This is a genomic window from Streptomyces sp. NPDC048718, assembly GCF_043198875.1.
Classification (GTDB): domain Bacteria; phylum Actinomycetota; class Actinomycetes; order Streptomycetales; family Streptomycetaceae; genus Streptomyces.
In genome coordinates, this window is sequence record NZ_JBICVG010000008.1 from 76,260 (window position 1) to 101,204 (window position 24,945).

The 24,945-nt window shown below is 72.6% G+C and carries 22 protein-coding genes; 10 read left to right on the forward strand and 12 right to left on the reverse strand.

Translation table 11 applies throughout. From position 1 onward, the window contains the following. Positions 1-42: 42 nt before the first annotated feature. Complete coding sequence (locus ACGFRB_RS17005) at positions 43-534, forward strand: inorganic diphosphatase (protein ID WP_361233783.1); 492 nt, start codon at positions 43-45, stop codon at positions 532-534. Positions 535-665: 131 nt separating this feature from the next. After that, on the forward strand, positions 666-2,336 hold the full coding sequence (locus ACGFRB_RS17010; RefSeq protein ID WP_393244147.1) for a threonine/serine exporter ThrE family protein: 1,671 nt from the start codon (positions 666-668) through the stop codon (positions 2,334-2,336). A gap of 66 nt (positions 2,337-2,402) precedes the next feature. Here the strand turns inward: ACGFRB_RS17010 and ACGFRB_RS17015 are convergent, their stop codons facing one another. Further along, the gene (locus ACGFRB_RS17015; protein WP_393243765.1) at positions 2,403-3,464 is read right to left on the reverse strand and encodes a VTT domain-containing protein; all 1,062 of its coding nucleotides are present in this window, start codon (positions 3,462-3,464) and stop codon (positions 2,403-2,405) included. 358 nt (positions 3,465-3,822) lie between these two features. On the opposite strand from ACGFRB_RS17015, the gene ACGFRB_RS17020 reads away from it, so the two are divergent. Next, positions 3,823-4,191: a YbjQ family protein gene (locus tag ACGFRB_RS17020; protein ID WP_361233793.1), complete on the forward strand. Its 369-nt coding sequence runs from the start codon at positions 3,823-3,825 to the stop codon at positions 4,189-4,191. A gap of 102 nt (positions 4,192-4,293) precedes the next feature. Here the strand turns inward: ACGFRB_RS17020 and ACGFRB_RS17025 are convergent, their stop codons facing one another. After that, the gene (locus ACGFRB_RS17025) at positions 4,294-5,055 is read right to left on the reverse strand and encodes a MerR family transcriptional regulator (RefSeq protein WP_393243767.1); all 762 of its coding nucleotides are present in this window, start codon (positions 5,053-5,055) and stop codon (positions 4,294-4,296) included. A gap of 126 nt (positions 5,056-5,181) precedes the next feature. On the opposite strand from ACGFRB_RS17025, the gene ACGFRB_RS17030 reads away from it, so the two are divergent. Together ACGFRB_RS17030 and ACGFRB_RS17035 are read left to right on the forward strand one after the other, a co-directional pair. Beyond that, complete coding sequence (locus tag ACGFRB_RS17030) at positions 5,182-6,504, forward strand: ion channel protein (RefSeq protein ID WP_393243769.1); 1,323 nt, start codon at positions 5,182-5,184, stop codon at positions 6,502-6,504. A gap of 96 nt (positions 6,505-6,600) precedes the next feature. Further along, positions 6,601-8,019, forward strand: a complete 1,419-nt coding sequence (locus tag ACGFRB_RS17035; RefSeq protein WP_363005386.1) for a glutamate decarboxylase — start codon at positions 6,601-6,603, stop codon at positions 8,017-8,019. A 34-nt stretch (positions 8,020-8,053) separates the two neighbouring features. Here ACGFRB_RS17035 and ACGFRB_RS17040 read toward each other — a convergent pair whose 3' ends face one another. The 4 genes from ACGFRB_RS17040 to ACGFRB_RS17055 all read right to left on the reverse strand — a co-directional run bounded on the left by ACGFRB_RS17040 (position 8,054) and on the right by ACGFRB_RS17055 (position 12,015). Beyond that, positions 8,054-8,668, reverse strand: a complete 615-nt coding sequence (locus tag ACGFRB_RS17040) for a PadR family transcriptional regulator (RefSeq protein WP_393243771.1) — start codon at positions 8,666-8,668, stop codon at positions 8,054-8,056. A 73-nt stretch (positions 8,669-8,741) separates the two neighbouring features. Continuing rightward, positions 8,742-9,308 carry a DinB family protein gene (locus ACGFRB_RS17045; protein ID WP_393243773.1) on the reverse strand — a complete coding sequence of 189 codons (567 nt, stop codon included), beginning with the start codon at positions 9,306-9,308 and terminating at the stop codon, positions 8,742-8,744. A 211-nt stretch (positions 9,309-9,519) separates the two neighbouring features. After that, positions 9,520-10,980, reverse strand: coding sequence for an aldehyde dehydrogenase family protein (locus tag ACGFRB_RS17050; protein WP_393244149.1), 1,461 nt, complete (start codon positions 10,978-10,980; stop codon positions 9,520-9,522). 162 nt (positions 10,981-11,142) lie between these two features. Next, positions 11,143-12,015, reverse strand: coding sequence for a helix-turn-helix transcriptional regulator (locus tag ACGFRB_RS17055; RefSeq protein WP_363005392.1), 873 nt, complete (start codon positions 12,013-12,015; stop codon positions 11,143-11,145). A 329-nt stretch (positions 12,016-12,344) separates the two neighbouring features. Between ACGFRB_RS17055 and ACGFRB_RS17060 the strand changes: the two genes are divergently transcribed. Next, a complete protein-coding gene (locus tag ACGFRB_RS17060; protein WP_393243775.1) occupies positions 12,345-12,860 on the forward strand; it encodes an ATP-binding protein in 516 nt (171 codons plus the stop codon). Positions 12,861-13,203: 343 nt separating this feature from the next. Here the strand turns inward: ACGFRB_RS17060 and ACGFRB_RS17065 are convergent, their stop codons facing one another. From ACGFRB_RS17065 to ACGFRB_RS17075, 3 genes are all read right to left on the reverse strand, one after another. Continuing rightward, positions 13,204-13,425 carry a DUF397 domain-containing protein gene (locus tag ACGFRB_RS17065; protein WP_361234364.1) on the reverse strand — a complete coding sequence of 74 codons (222 nt, stop codon included), beginning with the start codon at positions 13,423-13,425 and terminating at the stop codon, positions 13,204-13,206. A 323-nt stretch (positions 13,426-13,748) separates the two neighbouring features. Next, positions 13,749-15,794 carry an FUSC family protein gene (locus ACGFRB_RS17070; RefSeq protein WP_393243776.1) on the reverse strand — a complete coding sequence of 682 codons (2,046 nt, stop codon included), beginning with the start codon at positions 15,792-15,794 and terminating at the stop codon, positions 13,749-13,751. Between the two features lie 483 nt (positions 15,795-16,277). Then, the gene (locus ACGFRB_RS17075) at positions 16,278-17,483 is read right to left on the reverse strand and encodes a DUF2786 domain-containing protein (RefSeq protein WP_393243778.1); all 1,206 of its coding nucleotides are present in this window, start codon (positions 17,481-17,483) and stop codon (positions 16,278-16,280) included. Positions 17,484-17,675: 192 nt separating this feature from the next. Here ACGFRB_RS17075 and ACGFRB_RS17080 point away from each other — a divergent pair, with 192 nt between their 5' ends. Both ACGFRB_RS17080 and ACGFRB_RS17085 read left to right on the forward strand, forming a co-directional pair. Continuing rightward, positions 17,676-18,371 carry a hypothetical protein gene (locus ACGFRB_RS17080; protein WP_393243780.1) on the forward strand — a complete coding sequence of 232 codons (696 nt, stop codon included), beginning with the start codon at positions 17,676-17,678 and terminating at the stop codon, positions 18,369-18,371. 17 nt (positions 18,372-18,388) lie between these two features. Further along, on the forward strand, positions 18,389-18,916 hold the full coding sequence (locus ACGFRB_RS17085; protein ID WP_393243782.1) for a nuclear transport factor 2 family protein: 528 nt from the start codon (positions 18,389-18,391) through the stop codon (positions 18,914-18,916). A 54-nt stretch (positions 18,917-18,970) separates the two neighbouring features. Here the strand turns inward: ACGFRB_RS17085 and ACGFRB_RS17090 are convergent, their stop codons facing one another. The 3 genes from ACGFRB_RS17090 to ACGFRB_RS17100 all read right to left on the reverse strand — a co-directional run bounded on the left by ACGFRB_RS17090 (position 18,971) and on the right by ACGFRB_RS17100 (position 21,122). Continuing rightward, a complete protein-coding gene (locus tag ACGFRB_RS17090; protein WP_363005404.1) occupies positions 18,971-19,480 on the reverse strand; it encodes a DUF4265 domain-containing protein in 510 nt (169 codons plus the stop codon). 66 nt (positions 19,481-19,546) lie between these two features. Next, on the reverse strand, positions 19,547-20,023 hold the full coding sequence (locus ACGFRB_RS17095) for a hypothetical protein (protein ID WP_393243784.1): 477 nt from the start codon (positions 20,021-20,023) through the stop codon (positions 19,547-19,549). Between the two features lie 181 nt (positions 20,024-20,204). Further along, on the reverse strand, positions 20,205-21,122 hold the full coding sequence (locus ACGFRB_RS17100; RefSeq protein ID WP_393243786.1) for an NADP-dependent oxidoreductase: 918 nt from the start codon (positions 21,120-21,122) through the stop codon (positions 20,205-20,207). A 262-nt stretch (positions 21,123-21,384) separates the two neighbouring features. Between ACGFRB_RS17100 and ACGFRB_RS17105 the strand changes: the two genes are divergently transcribed. Continuing rightward, a complete protein-coding gene (locus ACGFRB_RS17105) occupies positions 21,385-22,665 on the forward strand; it encodes a LuxR C-terminal-related transcriptional regulator (RefSeq protein WP_393243788.1) in 1,281 nt (426 codons plus the stop codon). A 198-nt stretch (positions 22,666-22,863) separates the two neighbouring features. Next, positions 22,864-24,576 (forward strand): bifunctional 3'-5' exonuclease/DNA polymerase, encoded by a 1,713-nt coding sequence (locus tag ACGFRB_RS17110; RefSeq protein WP_393243790.1) that lies wholly within the window; start codon positions 22,864-22,866, stop codon positions 24,574-24,576. Positions 24,577-24,945 lie beyond the last annotated feature (369 nt).

Here is a 24,945-nt window from a genome sequence, read left to right on the forward strand (position 1 = left end):
TCGCGAGCATTGACATGTGTTGATTCAGGAGGAGATCCACCCGTGGAGTTCGACGTCACCATCGAGATCCCGAAGGGGTCGCGGAACAAGTACGAGGTCGACCACGAGACCGGTCGGATCCGCCTGGACCGCCGCCTCTTCACGTCGACCGCCTACCCGGCGGACTACGGCTTCGTCGAGAACACCCTCGGTGAGGACGGCGACCCGCTGGACGCGCTGGTCATCCTGGACGAGCCGACCTTCCCGGGCTGCCTCGTGAAGTGCCGCGCCATCGGCATGTTCCGCATGACGGACGAGGCCGGCGGCGACGACAAGCTGCTGGTCGTCCCGGCGACGGACCCGCGCATGGAGCACCTGCGCGACATCCACCACGTGCCGGAGTTCGACCGCCTGGAGATCCAGCACTTCTTCGAGGTCTACAAGGACCTGGAGCCGGGCAAGTCCGTCGAGGGCGCCGACTGGGTCGGCCGCGTCGAGGCCGAGGCCGAGATCGTGAAGTCCTACGAGCGCTTCAAGGAGCAGGGCGGCCACTGACGGTCTCCCGGCTCACGAAGGGCGGCGCACCTGCTGAGGTGCGCCGCCCTTCGCGCGTACATACTGGGCATCAGCCGAACCGGAATGGGATCCGGCGGTACGGGTACCAGGCCAAAATGAGGGCGGACAGAGTGGTGGCGGAACCGGAGGGGCCCGACGAGGCGCCGGAGGACCGGAAGCCGCAATCGGACGAGGCTCGCAGCGCGTTCGTACCGCCGGCCGGGGTGGAGACGCCGGAGCCGGTGGAGGACGAGCAGCATTCGACGTCCGAATTCGCGCTGCCGAGCGGTTTCGCGCCGGAGTCCGCGCCGTCCACGCCGGAGCAGGAAGGTTCCGCCTTCGCGAAACCGGCGACGTATTCGACGAAGACCTCACCGCCCGCCTTCACTCCCGCGTACGGCATACCGCTGGTGCGGATGTCGGAGGACGCGCCCTGGCAGGACCGGATGCGGACCATGCTGCGGCTGCCGCTGGCCGACCGGCCGGTGCCGGAGACGGTGCACGCGGAGGACGAGGCGGGGCCGTCGGTCGCCCGTGTCTTCGACCTGACGCTGCGTATCGGCGAGCTGCTGCTCGCGGGCGGCGAGGGCGCGGAGGACGTCGAGGCGGCGATGTTCGCGATCTGCCGCTCGTACGGGCTTGACCGTTGCGAGCCGACGGTGACGTTCACGCTCCTGTCGATCACCCATCAGCCCTCGCTGGTGGACGACCCGGTGACCGCGAACCGCACGGTCCGGCGCCGGGGCACCGACTACACCCGGCTCGCGGCGGTGTACCTGCTGCTCGCCGACATCGCCGACCCGGACCACGACGTACCGCCGGAGGAGGCGTACCGGCGGCTCGCGGAGATCCGGCGCAACCGGCACCCCTACCCCGGCTGGGTGCTCACGGCCGCGGCCGGAGTACTGGCGGGCGCGGCGTCGGTGCTGCTCGGCGGTGGTCCGACGGTGTTCTTCGTGGCGGCGCTCGGCGCGATGCTCGGCGACCGGCTGGCGTGGCTGTGCGCGGGTCAGGGGCTGCCGGAGTTCTACCAGTTCCTCGTCGCGGCGATGCCGCCGGCGGCGATGGGGGTGGCCCTGACGGTGCTGCACGCCGATCTGCGGCCGTCGGCGGTGATCACCGGTGGACTGTTCGCGCTGATCCCGGGGCGGGCGCTGGTCGCGGCCGTTCAAGACGGGCTGACCGGCTTCTACATCACGGCCTCGGCCCGGCTCCTCGAAGTCGGGTACTTCTTCGTCGCGATCGTGGTGGGCGTGCTGTCGGTGCTGTACCTGGCGGTGCAGATCGGGGCGCCGCTGAACCCGGAGGGCGTCCTGCGGCCGGTGGAGCGGCCGGTGGTGCAGATCCTGGCGTCGATGGTGCTGTGCCTGACCTTCGCCATCCTGTTGCAGCAGTCGCGGGCGACGGTGCTGTTCGCGACGCTGAACGGCGGGGTCGCCTGGGTGATCTACGCGTCGATAGCGGTGACGGCGGGCGGGTCCGCGGTCGTCGCGACGGCGGTGGCGGCCGGTCTGGTCGGTCTGTTCGGCCAGCTGATCGCCCGCTACCACCACACCTCGTCGCTGCCGTACGTGACGGCGGCGATCGGTCCGCTGCTGCCCGGTTCGGCGACGTACTTCGGTGTCCTCGCGATAGCCCAGAACAACCTGGACGCGGGCTTCACCTCGCTGGCGAAGGCGGCGGCGCTGGCGCTGGCGATCGCCATCGGGGTGAACCTCGGAAGCGAACTGGCCCGCATGTTCATGCAGGCTCCGGGCGCGGCGGCGGCCCGCCGGGCGGCGAAGCGGACCCGAGGCTTCTGACCCCGGACGCGGGTACGACGGTGGCCCGGCACCCCTCGGGGGGTGCCGGGCCACCGTCGTGTCGTGTCAGCGCTTGGCGTGGCGGCCGCGCTCCGGCGGCGGGTTCTGGGGGCCGCCGGTGCCGTGGGTGCCCTGGTCGCCGTAGCCGCCCTGGTCGCCGTGGGTACCGTAGGTGCCCTGGCTGCCGTACGAGCCCTGGTCTCCGTAGGTGCCCTGGCTGCCGTAGGTGCCCTGGTCACCGTACGAGTCCTGGCTGCCGTAGGTGCCCTGGTCACCGTACGAGTCCTGGCTGCCGTAGGTGCCCTGGCTGCCGTAGGTGCCCTGGCTGCCGTACGAGCCCTGGTCCCCGTACGAACCCTGGCTGCCGTATGTGCCCTGGTCGCCGTGGTCGCCGTACGCGCCCTGGCTGCCGTACGAACCCTGGTCCCCGTACGAGCCCTGGTCCCCGTACGTGCCCTGGTCACCGTGGGCGTCGTGGGCGTCGTACGTCTGCGGCGCGGGGTTCTTCTTGGCCTGGGCGCGGGCGCGCAGGACCTCGATGGCGACCGGGACGACGGAGATCAGCACGATCCCGACGAGGATCAGCTCGATGTGCTTGTTGACGAACTCGATCTTGCCGAGCGCCGAGCCGAGCAGCGTCACGCCGGCGCCCCACAGCAGACCGCCGATGAGGTTGAAGACGATGAAGGAGCGGTAGTTCATCCGGCTGACGCCGGCGATGATCGGCGTGAAGGTGCGGACGATCGGCACGAAGCGGGCCAGGATCAGCGACTTCGGGCCGTGCTTCTCGAAGAACTCGTGCGCCTTCTCGACGTTCTCCTGCTTGAACAGCTTGGAGTCGGGGCGCGTGAAGAGGGCCGGGCCGACCTTGCGGCCGAAGAGATAGCCGACCTGGTCGCCGAGTACGGCCGCCGCGACCACCATCGCGCACACCGCCCACAGCGGGGTGTCCAGCTTGTTCGTGGTGACGAGCAGGCCGGTGGTGAAGAGCAGCGAGTCACCGGGCAGGAAGAAGCCGATGAGCAGTCCCGACTCGGCGAAGATGATGACGAGGACGCCGATCAGGCCGAAGGTCTGGATCAGATAGTCCGGGTCCAGCCAGCTCGGTCCGAGGGCAAGCGTGTTCACGGGTTCCGGACTCCTGCGGTCGGTGGGGGCGGGGCTGAGGCGGGGGGCCTGCGAAGGATTGTCGTACGGACGACCCCATCCACGCTATCAACGCGAAGTGAACACCCACGGTTCCAGCGATCCACGCCCGGGGGCCCGAAGACCGGCGCGGGGCGGGGGCGGGGCGGGCACGGAGTCGGGGTGCGGGGCGGGCGTGGGGACCGGGTGCGGGGCAAGGGCCGGAAAGGGTGGATCCGGCGGGCGATCCGGGGTGCCTCAGGGGGGACTCAGGGACGTATGGGGGCTTTCCCGGATGCGTACGATCTTGGCGGAAGCCAAGCTTGAAGCAGGAAAAGCAGGGGCCAGGAGGTACATGCGCATGGGCATCGAGGAGTACGGCGGCGGTCAGACGTCCCAGTCGGACGTGCTGGTGGTGACCACCAACGACGTGCCGGGATACGAGGTCAAGCAGGTCATCGGCGAGGTCTTCGGACTGACCGTCCGCTCGCGGCACATCGGCAGCCAGATCGGCGCCGGGCTGAAGTCGCTGGTCGGCGGTGAGCTGAAGGGTCTGACGAAGACTCTGGTGGAGACCCGCAACCAGGCGATGGAAAGACTGGTGGAGCAGGCGCGGGCGCGCGGCGCGAACGCGGTGCTGATGTTCCGCTTCGATGTCACGGAGGCCGCCGACGTGGGTACGGAGGTGTGCGCCTACGGCACGGCCGTGGTGATCGCGCCGCGCGCCTGATCCGTCCGGACGGAGTCGGGGAGCCATTGCGGAGCCGGGCCGGGCCGGCGGCCCGGCGGGCCGAGGCCGGCCCCGCTCCCGGCACCCGGTCGCGCGGGTGGGTCAGGCGGCCAGGCGGCGCGCGTTGGCATGGATCGCGGCGCGCAGGTGCTCCGCGAGGCCCTCGTGGATCGAGTCGTAGAAGGCCCGGTAGTTCTCGTCGGCGACGTAGCTCTCGGCGAGGTGCTGGTGGACCTTCGGGTGGCAGTCGAAGAACCAGGTGGTGATGTGGGCGCGGTGGGCCTCGGCCAGGTCCATGGCGAGCGCGGAGCCGGGCTGCTCGCCGGCGTCCATGAGGGCCGCGTAGGCGGTGCCCCAGGCGTCGATCTCGTTCTTCATGCGCTGCCAGTCGTCCTTGGTGTACGCGGCGACGCGCTCCTGGGTGCGTTCGTAGGTGTCGGTGCCGCCCCACCTGCGGGCCGACTCCTCGGCGTACCGCTCGGGGTCCTTGTGGCCGAAGACCTCGAATTTCTCCTCGGGCGTGAGGTTGATGCCCATACGTTTCGCCTCCATGGCGTGTGCGACGGCCGCCGCCATCCGCTGGAGTTCCCCGATGCGGACGGTGAGCAGCCGGTGCTGCCGTCGCAGGTGTGCGCGCGGGTCCGCGCCGGGGTCGTCCAGGAGGACGGCGACCTCTTCGAGGGGGAAGCCGAGCTCCCGATAGAACAGGATCTGCTGGAGCCGGTCGAGGTCGGCGTCGCCGTAACGGCGGTGGCCCGCCGTGCTGCGGCCGCTCGGGGAGAGCAGTCCGATGGCGTCGTAGTGGTGCAGGGTGCGCACCGTGATCCCGGCGAACCCGGCGACCTGTCCGACCGCGTACTCCATCGGTTTTCCTCCGCTTCCCGTACTGGTCGCGTCCCACTCTGAGTCCTGACGCGACGTGAGGTGCAAGCCCCGGACCGACCCGATTCTCAGGATGTCGCGCCCCTTTTGCCCGCTTATGGTGGGCCCGTGGCCGTCGAAGCACCCGCCCCCACTCCCGTCCCCGGGACGCCCCTGAGGACGCTGCTGCCCCAGATCCTGCCCGCGCTGGTGGTCGGGGTGGGCGCGGGGCTGCTGTTCCTGGGCATCAGCGCGCTGGCCGAACAGCTCCAGCACGTGCTGTGGTCCACCCTGCCGGACGCGCTGGGCATCGGCCGCTACTCCGCGCTGTGGATGATCTCCGTACTCACGGCGACCGGGATCGCGGTGGGACTGGTCGTCTGGAAGGTGTACGGGCACGCGGGGCCCGATCCGGCGGCCTCGGGGCTCGGCGGGCCGCCGCTCGCCGCCGGGGTGGTGCCCGGGCTGCTGCTGGCCAGCACCCTGTCGCTGGCCGGCGGGGTCAGTCTCGGTCCGGAGAACCCGACGATCGCGGCGGCCGTCGCCCTCGCGTACTGGCTCGGCCGGCTGGCCGCCCGCCCGGGCCGGCCGGCGCCGCCGGGCGCGCTGTGGGTGGGGCTCGCCACCGCGGGAACCTTCGGCGCCCTGTTCGGCACGCCCGTGGCCGCCGCGCTCGTCCTGTCCGAGACCCTCGCCGCCAAGCCGGGGGCGCCTCGGCCCGGCGGGGCGGGCGGGGCGGGCGGTTCGCTGTGGGACCGGCTGTTCGCGCCGCTGGTGGCGGCCGGTGCCGGGGCGCTGACCACCCAGCTGGCCTCGCACCCCAGCTTCGCCATGGGGCTGCCGCCGCTGGACTCCCCCGGCTTCGGGGATCTGCTCGCCGCCCTCGTCGTCGCGACGCTCGCGGCGTTCTTCGGGCTGCTCGCCTGCGCGGTGTTCCCCGCCCTCCACCGGGCTCTCGGCCGGCTCCGGCATCCGATGCTGGTGCTGCCGCTCGGCGGGCTCGTCCTCGGCCTGCTCGGGGTCCTCGGCGGGCATCTGACCCTCTTCAAGGGCCTGACCGAGACCCGTGAACTGGTCACTTCCTCCGCCTCCTACGGCTGGGGCGAGCTGCTCGGCCTGGCCGTGGTCAAGTCGGCCGCGCTGCTGGTCGCCGCCTCGGCCGGCTTCCGCGGCGGCCGGGTCTTCCCCATGGTCTTCATCGGCGCCGCGTTCGGGCTGGCCGCCCAGGCGGTGGTGCCCGCGATCCATCCGGCGGTGGCGGTCTCCTCCGCGGTCCTCGGTGTGCTGCTCGCCACCACCCGGCAGGGCTGGGTGAGCCTCTTCGTCGCCGCCGTCGTCGCCGCCTCCCCGGCGGTCCTCGCGCTGCTCTGTCTCGCGTCCCTGCCCGCCTGGCTGGCCGTCACCGGACGCCCCCTGCTGGAACTCGACGAGGGCGGTCACGCCCTGCGCTGAGGCCCGCCCGCCCCAGGGCCGTACCCCCGCCGTCCCCGACACCCCCGTATCCGTCACATCCCCCGCATCTCCCGCACTCACCGGAAGGAGTCCACCGTGGCGCTGCACAAGGGCCCCGAGGAGCCGGAGGCCGAGAAGCCGTTCCGGAAACTGGCCTTCAACCCGTTCTACGGCGAGGCCAACCCCGTCGGCGGCATGACCGAGGCCCCACCGCGTCACCGGCTGCCCGACGGGCCGCTGCCGCCGATGAGCGCGTACCAGCTGGTACGCGACGAGCTGATGCTCGACGGCAACTCGCGGCTCAACCTGGCCACCTTCGTCACCACCTGGATGGAGCCGCAGGCCGGGGTGCTGATGAACGAGTGCCGCGACAAGAACATGATCGACAAGGACGAGTACCCGCGCACCGCCGAACTGGAGCGCCGCTGCGTCGCCATGCTCGCCCAGCTGTGGCACGCCCCCGACCCGTCGGCGGCCGTCGGCTGTTCCACCACCGGCTCCTCCGAGGCGTGCATGCTCGCCGGAATGGCGCTCAAGCGGCGCTGGACCAGGCGCAACGCCGACCGCTACCCCGGCGCCCGCCCCAATCTGGTCATGGGGATCAACGTGCAGGTCTGCTGGGAGAAGTTCTGCAACTTCTGGGAGGTCGAGCCCCGGCTCGTCCCCATGGAAGGCGAGCGTTTCCATCTCGATCCGGAGGCCGCGGCGGCGCTCTGCGACGAGAACACCATCGGTGTCGTCGCCGTCCTCGGCTCCACCTTCGACGGCTCCTACGAGCCCGTCGCCGATCTGTGCGCCGCGCTCGACGCGCTCCAGGAACGGACCGGCCTCGACATCCCCGTCCATGTCGACGGGGCGTCCGGCGGCATGATCGCGCCGTTCCTCGACGAGGACCTGGAGTGGGACTTCCGGCAGCCCCGGGTGTCCTCGATCAACACCTCGGGGCACAAGTACGGGCTCGTCTATCCGGGGGTCGGCTGGGCGCTGTGGCGCACCCCCGAGGAGCTGCCCGAGGAGCTGGTGTTCCGGGTCAACTACCTCGGCGGCGACATGCCGACCTTCGCGCTCAACTTCTCCCGGCCCGGCGCGCAGGTGGTCGCGCAGTACTACACGTTCCTGCGGCTGGGCCGGGCCGGCTACCGCGCGGTCCAGCAGACCGCCCGGGACGTCGCCCGCGGCCTGTCCGAACGGGTCGAGGCCATGGGCGACTTCCGGCTCCTCACCCGGGGGAACGAGCTGCCCGTCTTCGCCTTCACCACGGGCCCGGACGTCACCGCCTACGACGTCTTCGACGTGTCGCGGCGGCTGCGCGAGAGCGGCTGGCTGGTGCCCGCGTACACCTTCCCCAAGAACCGGGAGGACCTGTCCGTGCTGCGGGTCGTCTGCCGCAACGGCTTCTCGGCCGATCTGGCCGAGCTGTTCGTGGAGGACCTGAAACGGCTGCTGCCCGAGCTGCGCCGCCAGCCCCGCCCGCTCACCCACGACAAGACGGCCGCGACCTCGTTCCACCACTGAGGGGGGCGGGAAGCCGGACGGGGCCAGGGGCGCCTCAGTGGGCGTACGGGTTCTCCTGCCCGTCGGCGAGGACGCCCACGAAGGGTTCGCCCTCCCCCGCGAAGGTGTACGCCCCCGCCTCGATCCGCTCGATCAGTCCGGCGGTCCAGGCCCGGCCGGCATCGGCGGTGTGCGTCCACAGGTGCATGATCTCGCCGATGTGGCCGAGCTGTCCGGGCCCGCCCTCCGGCGTGTAGGACGTGGTGACCTCCGCGCGCCACGCGTCCAGGCCGCGCAGCCGCTCGCGCAGCAGCCCGGTCACCTCGGCGCGCGGCAGGTCCACCATGAACCCGATGCCGGCCGACAGAACGTCCGTCGCCTGGTCGTACGTGGCGAGGGAGGTGCGCAGCAGGCGCAGGTACTCCTCGTGGCCCGCGTCCGTGATCTCGTACTCGACCCGCGGCGGACCACCGGCCGTGCTCGGCGCGCTCTCGTGGGCGCGCAGCAGTCCTTGCTTCTCCATCTGCTTGAGCGCGTGGTAGATCGAGCCGGGCTTGGCGTGGGACCACTCGTGCGCGCCCCAGTACTCCAGGTCGTTGCGGACCTGGTAGCCGTGGGCGCGGCCGTGCTGTTCGACCGCGCCCAGGACGAGAAGTCGGATCGCTGACATGCCCCGAGTCTAATGAGGAACTGATCAACGTTGACTAGAGACGGTGATCCGTCTCCGCCGCCTCTTCCGCTTCCTACCGCGCTTCCTTCTCCGTGCCCTTGTGCGCTTCGGCCGCTTCCAGCTCGACCAGTTCGGAGGAGGTCTTGCCGTCCAGGGACTCCCGGATGATGTCGGCATGGCCGGTGTGCTGGGCCATCTCACGGATCAGATGGAGCAGCATCCAGCGGATCGAGACCTCCCCCCGAGGGAACCAGGGCACGTCGGGCAGCGGGAAGGTTTCGTCCAGGCTGGGCACGCTCCGGACGAACTCGGTCAGCTCCTTGTTGACGGAGTCCAGGAAGGCGAGCGCCTGCGGGATCGTCTCCTCGCCGACCAGCCGGAAGCTCTCGTGCCAGGTCTCCGGGCTCCGCCGTACCTCGCTCGGCCTCCGCTGGGCCATCCGCAGCCAGTTCGTCTGTCCCTCGGCCACGTGCTTGATCAGACCGGAGAGGCTCAGTTCACTGGCGGTCGGACGGCTCGCCGCCTGCTCCTCGGTGAGCCCGTAGGAGGCCCGGACGAGGGCGGCGCGCTGCGCCTCCAGACAGTTGAGCAGCGTGCCGAGCTCGTCGCCGGGCATATCCGTGGGGAGTGTCGTGGTCATGTCCGCCATCCCTGCTTCCGCAATGGAATTCGTCGTTTTCTTCACCGACAGGGGCCACGTTAGGGACCGACTAGGACAGGGGGTGTCCGCCTTGGGAAAGTCGGCGCGAAGGGGACGGGAAAAGGCCCGGAGAAGGCTTCGGACGCCGGGCGCCGGCCCCGCCGGAAGCCGAAGGCCGGGCCAGGGGTCGGAGCCGGGGGCCGGGGCCGGCTCAGAACGGGAACGTGCTCCGGTCGTACTGGATCGAGATCCACTTCTGGGTGGTGAACGCCGCGATCATCGCGTCGCCGTTGAGCCGCCCCACCCCCGAGTGCTTCTCGCCGCCGAACGGGACGATCGGCTCGTCGTGCACGGTGCCGTCGTTGATGTGGATCATGCCGGTGTGGATGCGCTTGGCGACCCGTACCCCGCGCTCGATATCGCCGGTGTGGACGGCGCCGCTGAGCCCGTACGGGGTGTCGTTGGCGATCCGTACGGCATCGTCCTCGCCGTCGAACGGCACGATCAGGGCCACCGGTCCGAAGACCTCCTGGCCGAGCACGGGCGCGTCGGCGGGGATGCCGGTGAGGACGGTCGGGGAGACGAGGCTGCCCTGCGCGGTGCCGCGCAGCAGTACGGTCGCACCGCCCGCCACGGCCTGGTCGACGACCCCCTGGACGGCCCGCGCCTGCTGGGGGCTGATGAGCGGGCCGATGTGGGTGTCCGGGTCGGACGGGTCGCCGACGCGCAGGCTCTCGACCTTGGCAAGGAACTTCGCGGTGAACTCCGCCTCCACGGACCGGTCCACCAGGACGCGGGCCGCGGCCATACAGACCTGACCCTGGTCGATGAAGCGGCTGAAGACGGCCGCGTCCACCGCGTAGTCGAGGTCGGCGTCGTCGAGGACGATCAGGGCGCTGTTGCCGCCGAGTTCGAGCACGGTCTGCTTGAGGTGTCCGGCGCAGACGGCGGCGACGTGCTTGCCGGTGCGGTCGGAGCCGGTGAAGGTGATCACCTTCGGCACGGGGTGGGTGAGGAGGGCGTCGCCGATCTCGGCGATGTCGGTGACGACGACGTTCAGCAGTCCGGCCGGCAGCCCCGCGTCTTCCAGGATCTTCGCGACGAGGGTGCCGCCGCAGACCGGGGTGTTCTGGTGCGGCTTGAGCACGACGGCGTTGCCGAGGGCGAGGGCCGGTGCCACCGCCTTGAGGGAGAGGAAGAAGGGGAAGTTGAACGGGGAGATGACGCCGACGACCCCGACCGGCTCGCGGTAGACCCGGTTTTCCTTGCCGTCCACCGGGGAGGGCAGGATCCGGCCTTCGGAGCGCAGCGCCAGCGAGGCCGCCTCGCGCAGGAACTCCTTGGCGAGGTGCAGTTCGAAGGCAGCCTTCACCCGGGTGCCGCCGAGTTCGGCGCGGATGAGGGCGGTGATCTCCTCCTCGCGTTCCTCGACGAGGCGCAGCGCGCGTTCGAGGACGAGGCGGCGGGTGTACGGGTTGGTCGCGGCCCACGCGGTCTGGGCGCGCTCGGCGGCCCGGTAGGCGAGGTCGACCTCGCCCGCCGTGGCCACGGTGATCGCCGCGAGCTTCTCCCCGGTGTACGGGTCGAAGTCGATGATGTCCCAGGAGCCGCTGCCGGGCTTCCACTCACCGTCGATGTACTGGTGCGCGAGTTCGGCGAAGTGGGAGGACATCGACGTCGTCATGGGAACGAGACTCCTTACCCGCCCGCGATGACGGACGACGGCGATCGGCGGCGGACGGCCGTTGCGCCCTGGCCGGCGTCACGGCGGTCACTCCACATTGCACACTGCATTGCGCTCCGCATACTGAAACGCCGTCATCGTACTGATGTATCAGGTGAGTTGCAGGAGACCACGGAGAAGGTCGCGGCTTTCCGCAGGGTCCGGACTGTCCTGCTGGAGCCTTTCCATCACCCGCGTGTACTGCGCCACCTCCTCGCGTTTGTCCAGGTAGAGGGCGCTGGTGAGCTGCTCCAGATAGACCACGTCGGAGAGGTCCGACTCGGGGAACCTGAGCATCGTGAACGAACCGCTCTCCCCCGCGTGTCCGCCGAAACTGAACGGCATGACCTGGAGGGTGACGTTCGGGTGCTCGGAGATCTCGATGAGATGCCTCAACTGCCCCCGCATCACGGCTCGGTCGCCGTACGGGCGGCGCAGCGCGGCCTCGTCGAGGACGGCGTGCAGCCGCGGGGCGTTCTCGGAGAAGAGGATCTTCTGCCGCTCCAGGCGGAGGGCGACCCGGCGGTCGACCTCGGCCCGCGGGGCGTCCGGGATGCCGCGCGCGACGACGGCGTGGGCGTAGTCCTCGGCCTGCAACAGGCCGTGCACGAACTGGACTTCGTAGATACGGATGAGGGAGGCGGCCCCTTCGAGGCCGACGTACGTCTGGAACCAGCCGGGCAGGACGTCGCCGAAGCTGTGCCACCAGCCCGCCAGGTTGGCCTCGCGCGCGAGACCGAGGAGCGCCCCGCGCTCCGACTCGTCGTGGACTCCGTAGAGCGTGAGCAGGTCCTCGACGTCCCTGGCCTTGAAGCTCACCCTTCCCAACTCCATACGGCTGATCTTGGATTCGGATGCCCGGATCGAATATCCGGCGGCCTCCCGGGTGATGCCACGCGATTCGCGCAGTCGCCTCAGCTGGGAGCCCAGCAGGATGCGGCGCACCACACTCCCGCTCGCCCCGCTCGATTCGCCCGCCGTCACGGCTCACGCCTCCCCATTCACGGTGCTGCCCCCGAACGCCCCCCACTGAGCCCCGGATTCTGCCACTAAACACTTCAGCCCGTACACACGCGGTCACGCATCGGGGCCGCGTTCCGGGCAGGTTCGGCGCGTACGGCGGAGGGCGGCGGACGACTTATGCACAGAATCGGCGCGCGGGCGGACAGGTCAGGCGCGTGCACGTGCATCTGCCCTTGCATCCCTTGGGTGCATTGGGAACGATGGTGTCCGCGCAGCCGCGTATTCGTTCGTGTCGCCGCGTGTCGCACCAGTTGTCGCACCACACGTCGCGATTCCCGGGAGTGCCTCGCATGGGGACGAACGCATCGGCCATTCTGGAGCCGTTACGACAAGGGCTTCCTCCGATCGATCCCACCACCGTCTCCCATTCGGCCTCCTGCGCCCTGCCCACCTGCTTCGAAGCGGTGCGCGGCGCACGGCGGTTCACCCGGTCGACGCTCGGCGAGTGGAACCTGGCCGACCGCTTCGACGATGTCTCGCTCGTCGTGTCGGAACTGGTCACCAACGCGCTGCGGCACGCCGTACCGGGGGAGCCCGAACCGCCGCGCCAGGATGGCCTGAATCCGCCCGTCCGGCTGCACCTCATGCACTGGGCGTCGCGCCTGGTGTGCGCGGTGCGCGACCCCAGCCAGGACAGCCCGGCGGCACGACAGGGGGACGAGGACTGCTCGGCCGAATCCGGCCGTGGGCTGTTCCTCGTCGAGTCGTTCAGCGACGGCTGGGGCTGGCACCCGCTCGCGGGCGCCCTCCAGGGCAAGGTGGTCTGGGCGCTGTTCCGGCTGACGTCCGACCGGCCGATGGACTGACGAGCCGATGGACTGACGAGCCGATGGACTGACGAGCCGGCCGGCGGACGGGACGACCGGCCGGCCGGCCCGGCGTCGGATTCCGACGCCGGCAAAAGCTCCCCGGGTGTCACGGGGGATCCGGGGAAAACGGGGGAAACACAGGGGGATACGGGGGACGGGGGAGAGCAAGGGTCCCGGTGGCAGTCGCCGCCGGGACCCTTGCTCGTGCCACCGCTCTCGTGTCACCGCTCTCGTGCCCGCCGCTCTCGGCTCCCCCGGCCCGGGAATCGGCCCTCCGGGTTCGTTCCCGATGACACCGCCGCCTCCGCGTACCGCACCGCGCAGCGCCGCACCGCGTGTGCTACAGCTGTGACACCAGGTGGTCGAACTCCCCGTCCTTCACGCCCAGCAGCAGCGCCTCGATCTCGGCGGGCGTGTAGACGAGCGCGGGGCCGCCGGGGAACCGCGAATTGCGCACGGCGACCTCGCCGCCGGGCAGTTTGGCGAACTCCACGCAGGACCCCTGGGAGTTGCTGTGCCGGCTCTTCTGCCACACGACACCACGAAGCTCCGTGGCCGCCATGCCGTTGTACGCGTGGTGCGCGTGGTGCACTGGGAGCTCCCCCGAGATATCGGTGCAGGTGTCAACTTGCTCGGATCATAGCCCTGTTCACGTGCCTCTGCATGAGCAGATGCACGCGCGGATGCACGTGCACGAGGGGTCGCGTATCGACTACACGACTCACCGTGTCGACCAGGTCAAAGCCCCTTCGGCAAGGGGCTGTTCGATCCCTTCCGGGCGGGTCCGGAAGGGGCCCGAACGGGGCGCCGACGGGGCGCGGACAGCCCCCGGAACACTCCCGGCCATCCCCCGACCGGCCCAGCGGCCCAGCCCTCCGCGCCCGCTCAGCTCTCCAGCGCCTCGGACACCTCGTCCAGCTTCTCCAGGAGCAGCACCGCCCCTTTCCGCAGCAGGAAGTGGTCGGGCGCCCCCTCCCCCCGTTCCCAGGCCTCGACCAGCGTGCGCAGCTCGTTCCAGCGCGGCGTCTTGCGGTCCCGTACCTCTTTCGCACCTCGTTCCGTCACCTTGCGCAGCGCCGTCGCGAGCTCCGCCGCGCCCTCCACGGGCGGGGAGCCGCGCTCGGGGAGGTGGGCCTCCAGGAGCATCGCGGCCCGGCCGAACTGCGACACCGCCTCCTCCGCGTCCTGCGCCGCCGCGTGCGAGAGCCCCCGGTGCCGGACCGGCTCGTGGGTGGCCCGCTCCAGGGTCTCCTGCCAGTCGATCCGGGCCGCCCGTGTCGAGAGCAGCGTCTCGCGGACGTCCGCGAGCGCCGTGTCGGCGGGCTGCGCGTAGTGGCCGACGACCGCGGCCGCGTACCGCCCGTCCGCTTTCAGCCAGTCCCCGAGCCGGCTGCGCAGCCGTGGGGTCTCCCAGGCCGGGTAGACGGCGTAGGCCAGCATCGCGAGGAGCCCGCCGAGCAGGGTCAGCAGGACGCGTTCGCGGACCGTCTGCCCGAGGCCCGCGCCCGCCATGCCGAGCAGGAAGACGACGTACGCGGAGATGAAGACCTGGCCCGTGGCGTAGCCCGTACGCATCAGCAGGTACATCCCGAACGCGCACACCACCGCGAGCAGCGCCGAGAGGTACGGGCCCGGATGGGTGTAGCGGACGATCCCGGTCGCCAGGGCCACGCCGACGAGGGTGCCGATGAAACGGGCGACGGACCGCTCGTACGTCTGCGAGAAGTCCGGGCGCATCACCATCACCGAGGCCAGCGGCGCCCAGTAGCCGTGGCCGAGCGGGAGGACGGTGCCGAGCGCGTAACCCGCCGTCGCCACCGTCGTCACCCGCATGGCGTGCCGCAGGACGGGCGACTCGTGCCGCAGCTCGGCCTGCGCCTTGCGGATCGCGACCGGCACGAGCGCGAGGAGCGTGGGGCGGCGCAGCGCGGTCGGGGCCGTCTCCCCGCTCGGCTCCGCCCCCTCGACGACGTCGTCGAGGAGCGCGGCGAGCCGGTGCGCGGCCCGGCGCGGGGCGCCGGTGAGGATCGCGCCGGTGTCCGGGGTACGGAGCACGGCGAGGGCGGCGGGCCGCAGCGCGACCGGGGTGCCGTGCCGGATCGCGTGCGCGGCGGCGTCCAGGATCTCGCCGGCGGCGGCCAGCAGCTCGCGCGCCCGGTCCCGCTGCGGGCCTTCGGCCGGCACGCCGAGCGCCGGGTCCGCGAGCGAGGCGAGCACCGGCCGGATCCGCTCGGCGAGCCCGCGCGCCCCGGACAGTTCGGACGGGCGGCTGCGGGCCTGACGGCGGGTGACGGCGGCGGCGCTGCGGGCCGTCATCAGCGGCAGCGGGTCGAAGTCGGCGGTCGGGTCATGGCGCAGCCGCCGGGCGTAGTCGGCCTCGGCCGCGAGCGCGTCGGCGAGCGCGTCGCGCTGCGCGCCCCAGCGGCGGATCGGCAGCAGGACGACGAGCGTGGCCTGCACCAGACCACCGACCATGATCATCGCGGCGTGCCCGGCGGCCGCGGCGATGGAGCCGGGGAGGGTGACCGTGATCAGCATCATCGCGACGTTGGACGCGGCGATGACGCCGACGTTCGGGCCGACGGCCCAGGACATCCCGGCGAGGAAGGTCCACAGGGCCAGCAGGATCATGAAGAGGAAGAGATTCCAGCCGACCAGATAGCCGATGAAGGTGGAGACGGCGAGGCTCGCGCCGGACGCGAGCGCGAGGGTGGGGCGGGGGCGGTACGAGCGCTGGAAGGTCGCGATCGCCGCCTGGAACGCGCCGAACGCCGACGACACCGCCACCTCGGCCCCGAACAGGGTCAGGGAGACCCCGATGACCAGCGCCAGACCGAACGCGCCGCGCAGGGCGATCAGCGGTTCGAGCCGCCGCCGCTCGACGGTCAGCCCCGAGCGCGCGGTCTCCTTCAGCGCCCGGAGCCAGCTCATGAGGCGAGCCTATCCGCGATGCGGATGAACCGGGCATTCGGGGCGGTTGGGGTGGCGCCGATCCGGTTAGGCGGGGTGGGGCCGGGCGGTGATGCGGTGGGGCCGGCGAGTCGGCGCGCCCGGCGACGCGGGACAGGCGGCCCGGGCCCGGGTTCCGGCGTACGGGGGTTCCGGCGTACGGGGGTTCCGACGTACGGGGGTTCCGACGTACGGGGCAGGGCCGGGCCCGAGTGCCGGGGTGATGGCGCGGCAGGCGCCAGGGCACGAGCGGGTCGAGCGCCGGGGTTGGTGGCATCCGGCAGGCGGGCGGGCACCCCCGGACCGTACGACCGCGCGGGCCCCCCGGACCGTACGACGGTCGGCGAGGCACGGGCCGTACGACGGTCGGCGAGGCACAGGCAACGAGCGGCCCGGGGCCGGACGGCCCCAAGGCCAGGAGACCCGGCCGGCAGGCCGCCGGCCCGGATCCCGCAGCCCGTGGGCCTAGTGGCGGATCTCGCCCCGGGCCCCGGGGGCCCGCAGGCCCGCCTGGTCGGCCGCCGAGGTGCCGTGGTTCCAGCCCGCCTCGTCCCAGGCGGCGCGGACCCGGGTCGCGCGGGTCTCGGGGAAGAGTTCGTCGGTACGGGCGCCGACCGCGACCTCGCGGGAGGCGAGCACCGGGAGCAAGGTCGGGGTCTCGGCGGCGACCCGGCGGCTGGTGGAGGCGAGACGGGCGCCGAGCCGGTTCGCGTAGGCGAGGAGGAAGGACTGCCGGAAGGACTTGGTCCGCTTGCGTCCGCCGGCCCGCTGCTCGGCCTCGGCCCGGGTCATCGCCGCCGTCCCCTGCACCAGCAGCGAGGTGTAGAGCAGCTCCACCGGGTCGAGGTCGGCCTCGAACCCGACGACCGTGGAGAAGCCGAGGGCCTCGTTCCACACGGCCCGGCAGTGGTTCGCCGTCGCCACCGCGTCGAGAAGGATCGCCTTGGCCTGCTCGTACGGCGCGTCCACCCCGATCCGCAGCGCGCCCGGCGTCTTTGACGCGGGCCCCGCCGCCGCGAGTCCCGCCTCGTCGAGACTGTGCCGGGCCATCAGCTCCTGGGCCTTGGCGGTCAGCGCCTCGGCCTCCTCCGGGTACGGGGTCGCCTCCGCCTTCGCGAGCAGCGCCCTGATCCGGGTCAGCGTCTTCGGCTCGCCGATGGTGGCGGGCGGCAGGGCCTCGCCGGGCGCGGGACCGACGGCGTCGAGGCGGGGCAGCCGGACGAGGAGCCGGTAGAGCCGCAGGACGGCGGTCGCGTACGAGAAGCGGTCGGGCGCCGTCCAGACGGGCAGGTCGTCGAGCGCGTCGAGCTGGGCCTGCCAGCGGCGCGGCAGCCGTTCGTACCGGGCGGTCTCGGTGCGGACGAGCGCCGCGAGGAGGCGGACGTGTTCGTCGTCGAGTTCGCGGCGGGCCATCCGGACGAGATCGGCGGGCTGCCAGCCCCGTGCCCACAGGCTGTGGACGAACTCCTCGCCGCGCCGGTTCAGTTCGGCGTCGGCGGCGGGGTCGGCGGCGAGCAGTGAGGCCGCCGTGTCCAGCGCCCGGTCGTCACCGCTCCCGGCGCCCGCGCCACGCCGGCCACCACGCCCCCGGCTTCCCCGGCCTCCCTTGCCGCCGCTCGGCCCTGCCTCGTACAGCGCCTTGAGCGCCTCCGTCACCGTGCTGTCGCTCATGCGCGCCGCCTCGCCTGCCTCTCGTCCCCGCTCCTTCGATGGTCGCATTCGAGGGGGTGGGGAGAGGACCGCGGGGCGGCGAGGGAACCTGGGGGGCGGGGGCGTCATCGGCGCGGGCTGCCGATCACCCTCAGGAGTGGTCATATGCCATAGGCATTACGCGCTCCCCTTGTGCGCCCCTACCGTGCCGCCATGCTCACGCTCCCCCGCTTCATCCCGACACCGGTGTTCCGGCTGCTCGGCCTGGCCTGCCCGCCGGACGCCGTGGTGCAGGTGCTGCCGGGCGCGGCCGGCCTCGACAGCGTGCTGCGGGTCGTCCCGCCCTCGCCCGGCCGGACCTTCGTCCTCGCCCTGGACGTCCGAGGGCGCCGCGACCCCGAACGCGCCCGCGGGTGGACCGTCCATCTGCCGGAACTGCGCGAACGGTACGCCCTTCCCACCGTCCTGCTCGCCGTCTGCGCCGACCGCTCCGCGGCGACCTGGGCGGCCGGCCCGTTCACCACGGGGCTCGGCTGCTGGCCCACCCTGAGCCTGCGGCCGCTGGTCCTGTCGCCCGCGAACACCCCGCCCGTCACCGCCGTCGGCGCGGCGCACGCCGATCTCGCCGGTGCCGCCTTCGCCGCCCTGGCCCACGCCCGCGGCTCCCGCGCCCGGACCGGCCTGACCGCCCTGGCCGAGGCGCTGCGCACCGCGGCCCCGGAAACCCGCGCCTACTGTGTCTCCCTCCTCGAAACGGGCCTCGGCGACACCCTCGCGGGCGCGACCTGGCACCGCCTCACGGCCGCGCGGCGCCCCCTCGGGGAACTCCCCGAGGGGATGCCCGATGGCCCCGCACGAGGAACTTGTCCGAGGGACTCTCCGGACGAGCTTGACCTCAAGCGCGCTTGAGGAGTGACTCTTCCGTCATGGACATCGAAGAGACGCAGCGCCGTTTACAGTCCCTGACCGACCGCGCCGAGATCACCGACCTGATGAACCGCTATGTACGTTCGCTCGACGACGGAGTCTTCGACGAGGAATGGGCCCGCGCGTTCCACACCGAGGACGTCACCGCGGAGATGCCGATCGGCACCATTCACGGCCGCGACGCCCTGACGGCCCGGGTCCGGCGCGGAATGGCGCTGTTCGACCGCACCGTGCACCTGGGCACCAACTACGTCATCGAGGTCGACGGCGACCGGGCCACGGTCCGCGGCGCCCAGCTGAGCACCCACGTCCTGGCGGACGGCTCGGGGCCGGGATCAGGGTCGGGATCAGGGTCGGGATCAGGGAACGTCTTCATTTCCGCGGGCCACGCCGAGAGCACCCTGGTCAGGACGGCCGACGGCTGGCGGATCTCCGCCTCGGCGCTGCGGATCGCGTGGACCCAGGGCACTCCCCCGCGCCTGCCGGACGACTTCGCCGCCGCTTCTCCGGCCCGGGCCACCGCCTGACAGACCTGCGGACGGACGGCCAGGAACGTGCCATGGCCTCCGCTTCGGCGGGGGTCATGCCGCGTTCCAGGCGTCCGTGGCGCATCCGGTCTCCCAGTGCCACCAGCCCTCGCGCGTACCTCGTGCGAGCAGCTCCTTGATCCCGGCCATCGGCGCTCCGGCCGGCACGGTCAGCGCCACCAGTGGGAACTCCGCACTGAACGACTCCCCGCCGAGGCCGTAGGGCGCGAACCGCTCCCCCACCGCCCGCGCGCTCGGGCCGAGCGGGCCGCCGGGCACGGGGAGGACCCGGATCGCGACGTTGCCCGATGCCGTCTCCCGGCCCGTGGCCCAGTGCAGGCCCTCGCCGTCCGTCACGTACCGGACCACGTCTCCCTCGGCCACCCCGTCCTGCAGGAACGGCACATTGACCACCCGGGCCGTGCCCGGGCCCACCGGGAGGGCCCACAACCCCTCCGTGTCCTGCGGGAGCCACCCTTCGCGCGGAACGAAGCGGAACCAGACCTTGACGCGGTCGGCGGGAACGGCGGCCGGGTCGGCCGGAGCGGCGGGGGTCGTGTCCACCGGGCGAGCGTAATTCGTCCTCCCGCCATGCCCCCGCCCCGGGCTCCGCAGCTGCCTGCCGGGGCCTCAGTCCCACGCGTTGAAGAGCACGCCACCCAGCGTGGTGATGCCGTAGATACGGACCCCACGCCACTCACTGGCGCTCAAAACCGAGGTGTCGACCTCGGGAAGCGGCCGCGCGAGCAGCGCGCGGTCGAGCACGGTGAATCCCCGATCGGCGAAGGCCCCGGCCCAGGGCGGCGGTGCGAGGAACTCCTCTGTGTACCAGTTCCGTTGTTCCCGGGCGAAGGCGATCCACGGGTGGTGGGCGTGACAGAGGACGACGACGGGCCCGTCGGCCCTCTCGATGACCGCCGTATGGAACGTGCGCGGGCGCGCCTGCTCCTCCACCCCGCCCACCCGGCCGCCGGCCGCCCGGGCCGCCGTGTGCAGCGCCGCCCGGAAGGCCCGCGGGTCGGTCTCCGGAAGCGGCCCGTCCCCGGGGCGGAAGAAGCCCGTGGCGCCGCGCGGCAGCACGAACATCTCGTTCTCTTCCCTGGCCATACGGTTCCCTTCTCACTGCACCTGGGGCCGGGGCCGGGTCCAACTCCGGGGGCCAGGATCCGAGCCGGGGCCGGGTCGGCCTCAGCCCTGCCCTGCCCTGCCGCCCGCCCCTGCCCTGACGCCCGCCCGGACCCTGCCCCTGACCCCACCCCCGGACCTCTTACGCGCCGGACGCGTGACGCTACGGCACCAGCACGATCTTGCCCCGGGTGTGTCCCGACTCGCTCATCTCCTGGGCGCGGGCCCCGTCCTTCAGCGGCAGGACCTCCGCGACGTCGAGCCGGAGCCGGCCCTCGACGGCCAGGCGGGCGTGCTCGGTCAGCCAGCGGCGGGCGAGGTCGTCGGCCACGCGGACACCGGAGAAGACGACACCGTGCGCGTCCGCGTCCGTGGCGGCGATGGTGACGATACGAGAGGTCTCCCCGCCGAGCAGCTCGATCGAGACCGGGAGCGTGTCGTGCCCGGCGGCGTCGAAGACCGCGTCGACGCCCTGCGGGGCCGCCGCGCGGACCCGGTCGGCGAGCCCGTCCCCGTACGTCACCGGGATCGCGCCCAGTTCGCGCAGGAACGCGTGGTTGCGCTCCGACGCCGTACCGATCACCGTCACACCGGCCGCGACCGCCAACTGGACGGCCACCGAGCCGACAGCGCCCGCCGCACCGTGCAGCAGCAGGGTCTCTCCCTCGCGTACGCCGAGCGCGTCGAGCACGCGCTGGGCGGTCTCACCCGCGACCGGGATGCCCACCGCGTGCTCCCAGGACAGGCCGGCGGGCTTGGGGGCGACGATGTCGGCGATCGCGTACCCGGCGTACGCGCCGGTCGCGCTCCAGCCGAACACCTCGTCGCCGACGGCGTATTCGGTCACGCCGTCGCCGACCGCGTCGACCGTTCCCGCGAACTCCAGGCCCGGAACGGCCGGGAAGTTGGTCGGATAGAACAGCTCCAGCCAGCCGTAACGCCGCTTCCAGTCCACCGGGTTGACGCCCACCGCAGCCGTCTTCACCCGCACCTCGCCGGGTCCGGGCACCGGCAGGGCCACCTCGGACTCGTGCCGCAGTACGTCGGCGCCGCCGAACTCCTCGTACACGATCGCTTCCATGTTCCGCTCCCCCGTGGGTCGTCGGCGGCGGTTCACCCGCCGCTCCTCCTTCGCCGTCCGTGACGGACGACTCGCTTGATCCGCCGGGCTGTTGTTCCGCGCGGCGCCGTCGCGCGCCGCCGCTCCCGGTGATCTCTTTCGCCGATCTCCTCGGCTGCCTCAAGCTTCCGTCGCGCACCACCCCGGCTCCGCCACCCGAACGGACAGTCACACCTGGCCGAAAGGAGAGCCGAACGGCCCGCCGTTGCCTACGCTGACGCTCATGGAAACGGCTCTGGAACTCACCGCGACCGATGCCCTGCTGGCCGCCCGCGACGTGATCGGCCGCCCGCTGGGCACGGTCCTGCCGCGCCTGTCCGAGGTCCTGGAGCCGCTGATCCCGCACCACGCCGCGGCCGAACTCTCCACGCACTGCGCCCACTCGCCGTTCAAGTACGCGGGTGGCCCTGAACTCCCGGTCACCGCAGCCGAATTGGAACCGCTCTACACCCACGGCCCCGCCGCCGGCCACCCCTGGCAGGGACGCGCGACCATCGGCGGGGCGGAGCGGGAGGTGGTGGCGGTACGGAGCGACGCCACTCCCCGCGGCTCGGTCCTCGTCCTCGTACGAGAGGACGGCGCCGTCCCGGTGGACGCGCCCGCGCTCGCCCTGACGCAACTGTTGTGGGACCTGGTCACCAGCCACTTCGACCGGTTCGCCACGGAGGCGATGCCGGGGGCGCTGGCCCGTTCCCGGGCCGCCGCCGACACCCGCGCGCGGGTCACGGCGGAGCTGAGCACCGCGCACGCCGCCGCGCTGTCCGGGGTGCTCGGGGTGCTGCGCAGCCGCGCCCTGGACGACAACGTCGCCCGGGCCACCGCCACCGAACTGGCCGTATCGGCACTGGCCGAGCTGCGGGCCGAGTCGCTGCGTGACCGGTCGATCGCCGGGGAACGGGCCACCGAGTCCTTCGCCCGGCTCGCGGACGGCCTGCGCCCGATGCTGCGGCACTCCCCCGTACGGCTCGAACTCGCCCCGCCCGAGGGCCCGTCCGCCGCCCGGACCCTGCCCGGCGACGTGGCGCACGGTGTGCGGGCCGTCGTCCGCGCGCTGCTGCTCATCGTCCTCGACCAGGAGCCCGTCTCCCGGGTCAGGGTCGGCTGGACGGTGACCGCGCACGAACTCCTCGCCTCGATCCGGGACGACGGGCCCGGCCTCCTGGACGCCTGCCCGCTCGGCGCGGGCAGCGTCTCCGACCGGCTCGAGGTCCTCGGCGGGGGCCTCACCGTCGACGCCGTCCCCGGCTGGGGCACCACGATCACGGCCACCGTCCCCCTCGCGCTCCCGGAATCCCCGGCCGGCGCGCTGGACCCGCTGACCGGGCTCGGCGAACGCGAGGTGGAGGTGCTCGGCCACCTGGCCCGCGGCCACCGCAACCGCCGTATCGCCGAGGACCTGCACATCAGCGAGTCCACGGTGAAGTTCCACGTCGCCAACATCCTCACCAAACTGGGCGTCGCCTCCCGCGGCGAAGCCGCCGCCCTCTTCCACCAGGCCGCGTAGCGGGGGCGGCGGGTCGCAACGAGCGGGGCAGGAGCGAACGGGGCAGGGGCGAACAGAGCGGGCGGCGAGTCGGGCGGGGCGAGCAGGCGAGTCCGGTGAAGCGGCGGGGCAGCCCGGGCGCACCTCCCGGGCCCCCTCCGGAACGACGCGACTCCACGCACCACCGGATTGTCAGTGGCGGGTGCCAGACTCGCTCGTGTGAACGAAAGGTGGGCCGTCGCGCCCGAGCCGGAGGGCGGCGGGGCGCTGCTCGTACCGCTCGGGGGCGACGGGCTGCCCGCCGGGGAGGTGCTGCGCGAGCCCGATCTGGCGGCGGCCGTGCGGGCACGGCCGGATGTGACCCGCTGGGTGTGGCGCAACTCCGCCGAGGTGTACCCCCGGCTGCTCGCCGCCGGAGTGCGGGTCGAACGGTGCTACGACATCGAAGCCGCCGAACAGCTCCTCCTCGGCCACGAGGGCCGCCTGGGCGAGCCTCGCTCGGCCGCCGCGTCCTGGGCACGGCTGCACCACGCGCCGGTGCCGCCCGACCCGCCCGTCCGGCAGGCTGAGAGCGCGGCGGCGCAGGACTCGCTGTTCGAACCACGGGCCACCGCCCCACTCCCCTTCGACTCCCTGCTCGAGGTGTACGCGGAGCAGCAGCGCCGGCACGACCGGGTTGAGCACCCGGGACGGATGCGGCTGCTGACGGCGGCCGAGTCGGCGGGCATGCTGGTGGCCGCCGAGATGCACCGGGCAGGACTGCCCTGGCGGGCCGATGCGCACCGGGAGGTGCTCCATGGGCTGCTCGGCGAGCGGTACGCGGGCGGCGGCGAGCCGCGCCGGCTCGCGGAACTGGCCGACGAGGTGTCCGCCGCGTTCGGCCGCCGGGTACGGCCCGACCTGCCCGCCGACGTCGTCCGGGCGTTCGCCGGAGCCGGGATCCGGGTGCGTTCCACCCGGCGCTGGGAACTGCGGGACGTCGACCATCCGGCGGTCGCCCCGCTCCTCGCGTACAAGACGCTGTACCGAATCTGGACGGCACACGGCTGGTCGTGGCTCGCGGACTGGGTCCGCGACGGCCGCTTCCGCCCGGAGTACCTGCCCGGCGGCACCGTCAGCGGCCGCTGGACCACCAACGGCGGCGGGGCGCTCCAGATCCCCAAGGTCATCCGGCAGGCGGTGGTCGCCGACGAGGGCTGGCGGCTCGTCGTCGCCGACGCCGACCAGATGGAACCCCGGGTCCTCGCCGCGATCTCCCGCGACCCTGGTCTGATGGAGGTCGCCGGGCACCCGGACGACCTGTACACCCGGCTGTCCGACCGCGCCTTCTCCGGCGACCGCGACCACGCCAAACTGGCTCTGCTCGGCGCGATCTACGGGCAGACCAGCGGCGACGGCCTCAAGAACCTCGCGGCTCTCCGCCGCCGCTTCCCCCGCGCCGTGGCCTACGTGGACGACGCCGCCCGGGCCGGCGAGGAGGGCCGGCTCGTCCGTACCTGGCTCGGCCGGACCAGCCCGCGCGCGGTGAGCGCGGACGACGACGGCCCGGGCGAGGCCGGCCTGCCGCAGGATCTCCCGTCCGCCGCCACGTCCCGGGAGGACGGACCGGAGCAGTACACCCCCGGATACGCCTCCTCCGATGCCCGCGCCCGGGGCCGCTTCACCCGCAACTTCGTCGTCCAGGGCAGCGCCGCCGACTGGGCCCTGCTCATGCTGGCCGCCCTGCGCCGCGCCACCACCGGTCTGCGGGCCGAACTGGTCTTCTTCCAGCACGACGAGGTGATCGTGCACTGCCCGGCCGAGGAAACCGAGGCCGTCACGGCCGCGATCCGCGCGGCCGGCGACGAGGCGGGACGCATCGCCTTCGGCGAGACGCCGGTCCGCTTCCCGTTCACGACGGCCACTGTTCAGCGCTACTCGGACGCGAAGTAGGGCCTTTCCCCCGCCCCCGCCCTCCCCCTCCGCCCCCCCACCTTCGCGCTGCGGTGGCTTCCAGTCCCCGTTCGCCCGGGGCCAGGCGGACGGAAGCCAGGGGCACAACTGGTCCAGGCCGACCCGTGCTCGTCCGAACCGCCCCTGTCCCAGGCCGAACCAGGACTGGCGGCCCCGCATCGGGCAGCAAGCCGTGTGACGCCGCTCAGCGCCGGACCGCCCCTGACCCGTCTGTCCCGGCCCCGCCAGGCCCCCACTCCCAACCGGCCAACAGATCAAGCGAGTCGAGAACGACCTGCCGGAAAGCACCTGGGCCGCCTGCGATCGCGTCGAGCCCGACCAATCGAACTCGTCCCCCAACCGGACCAG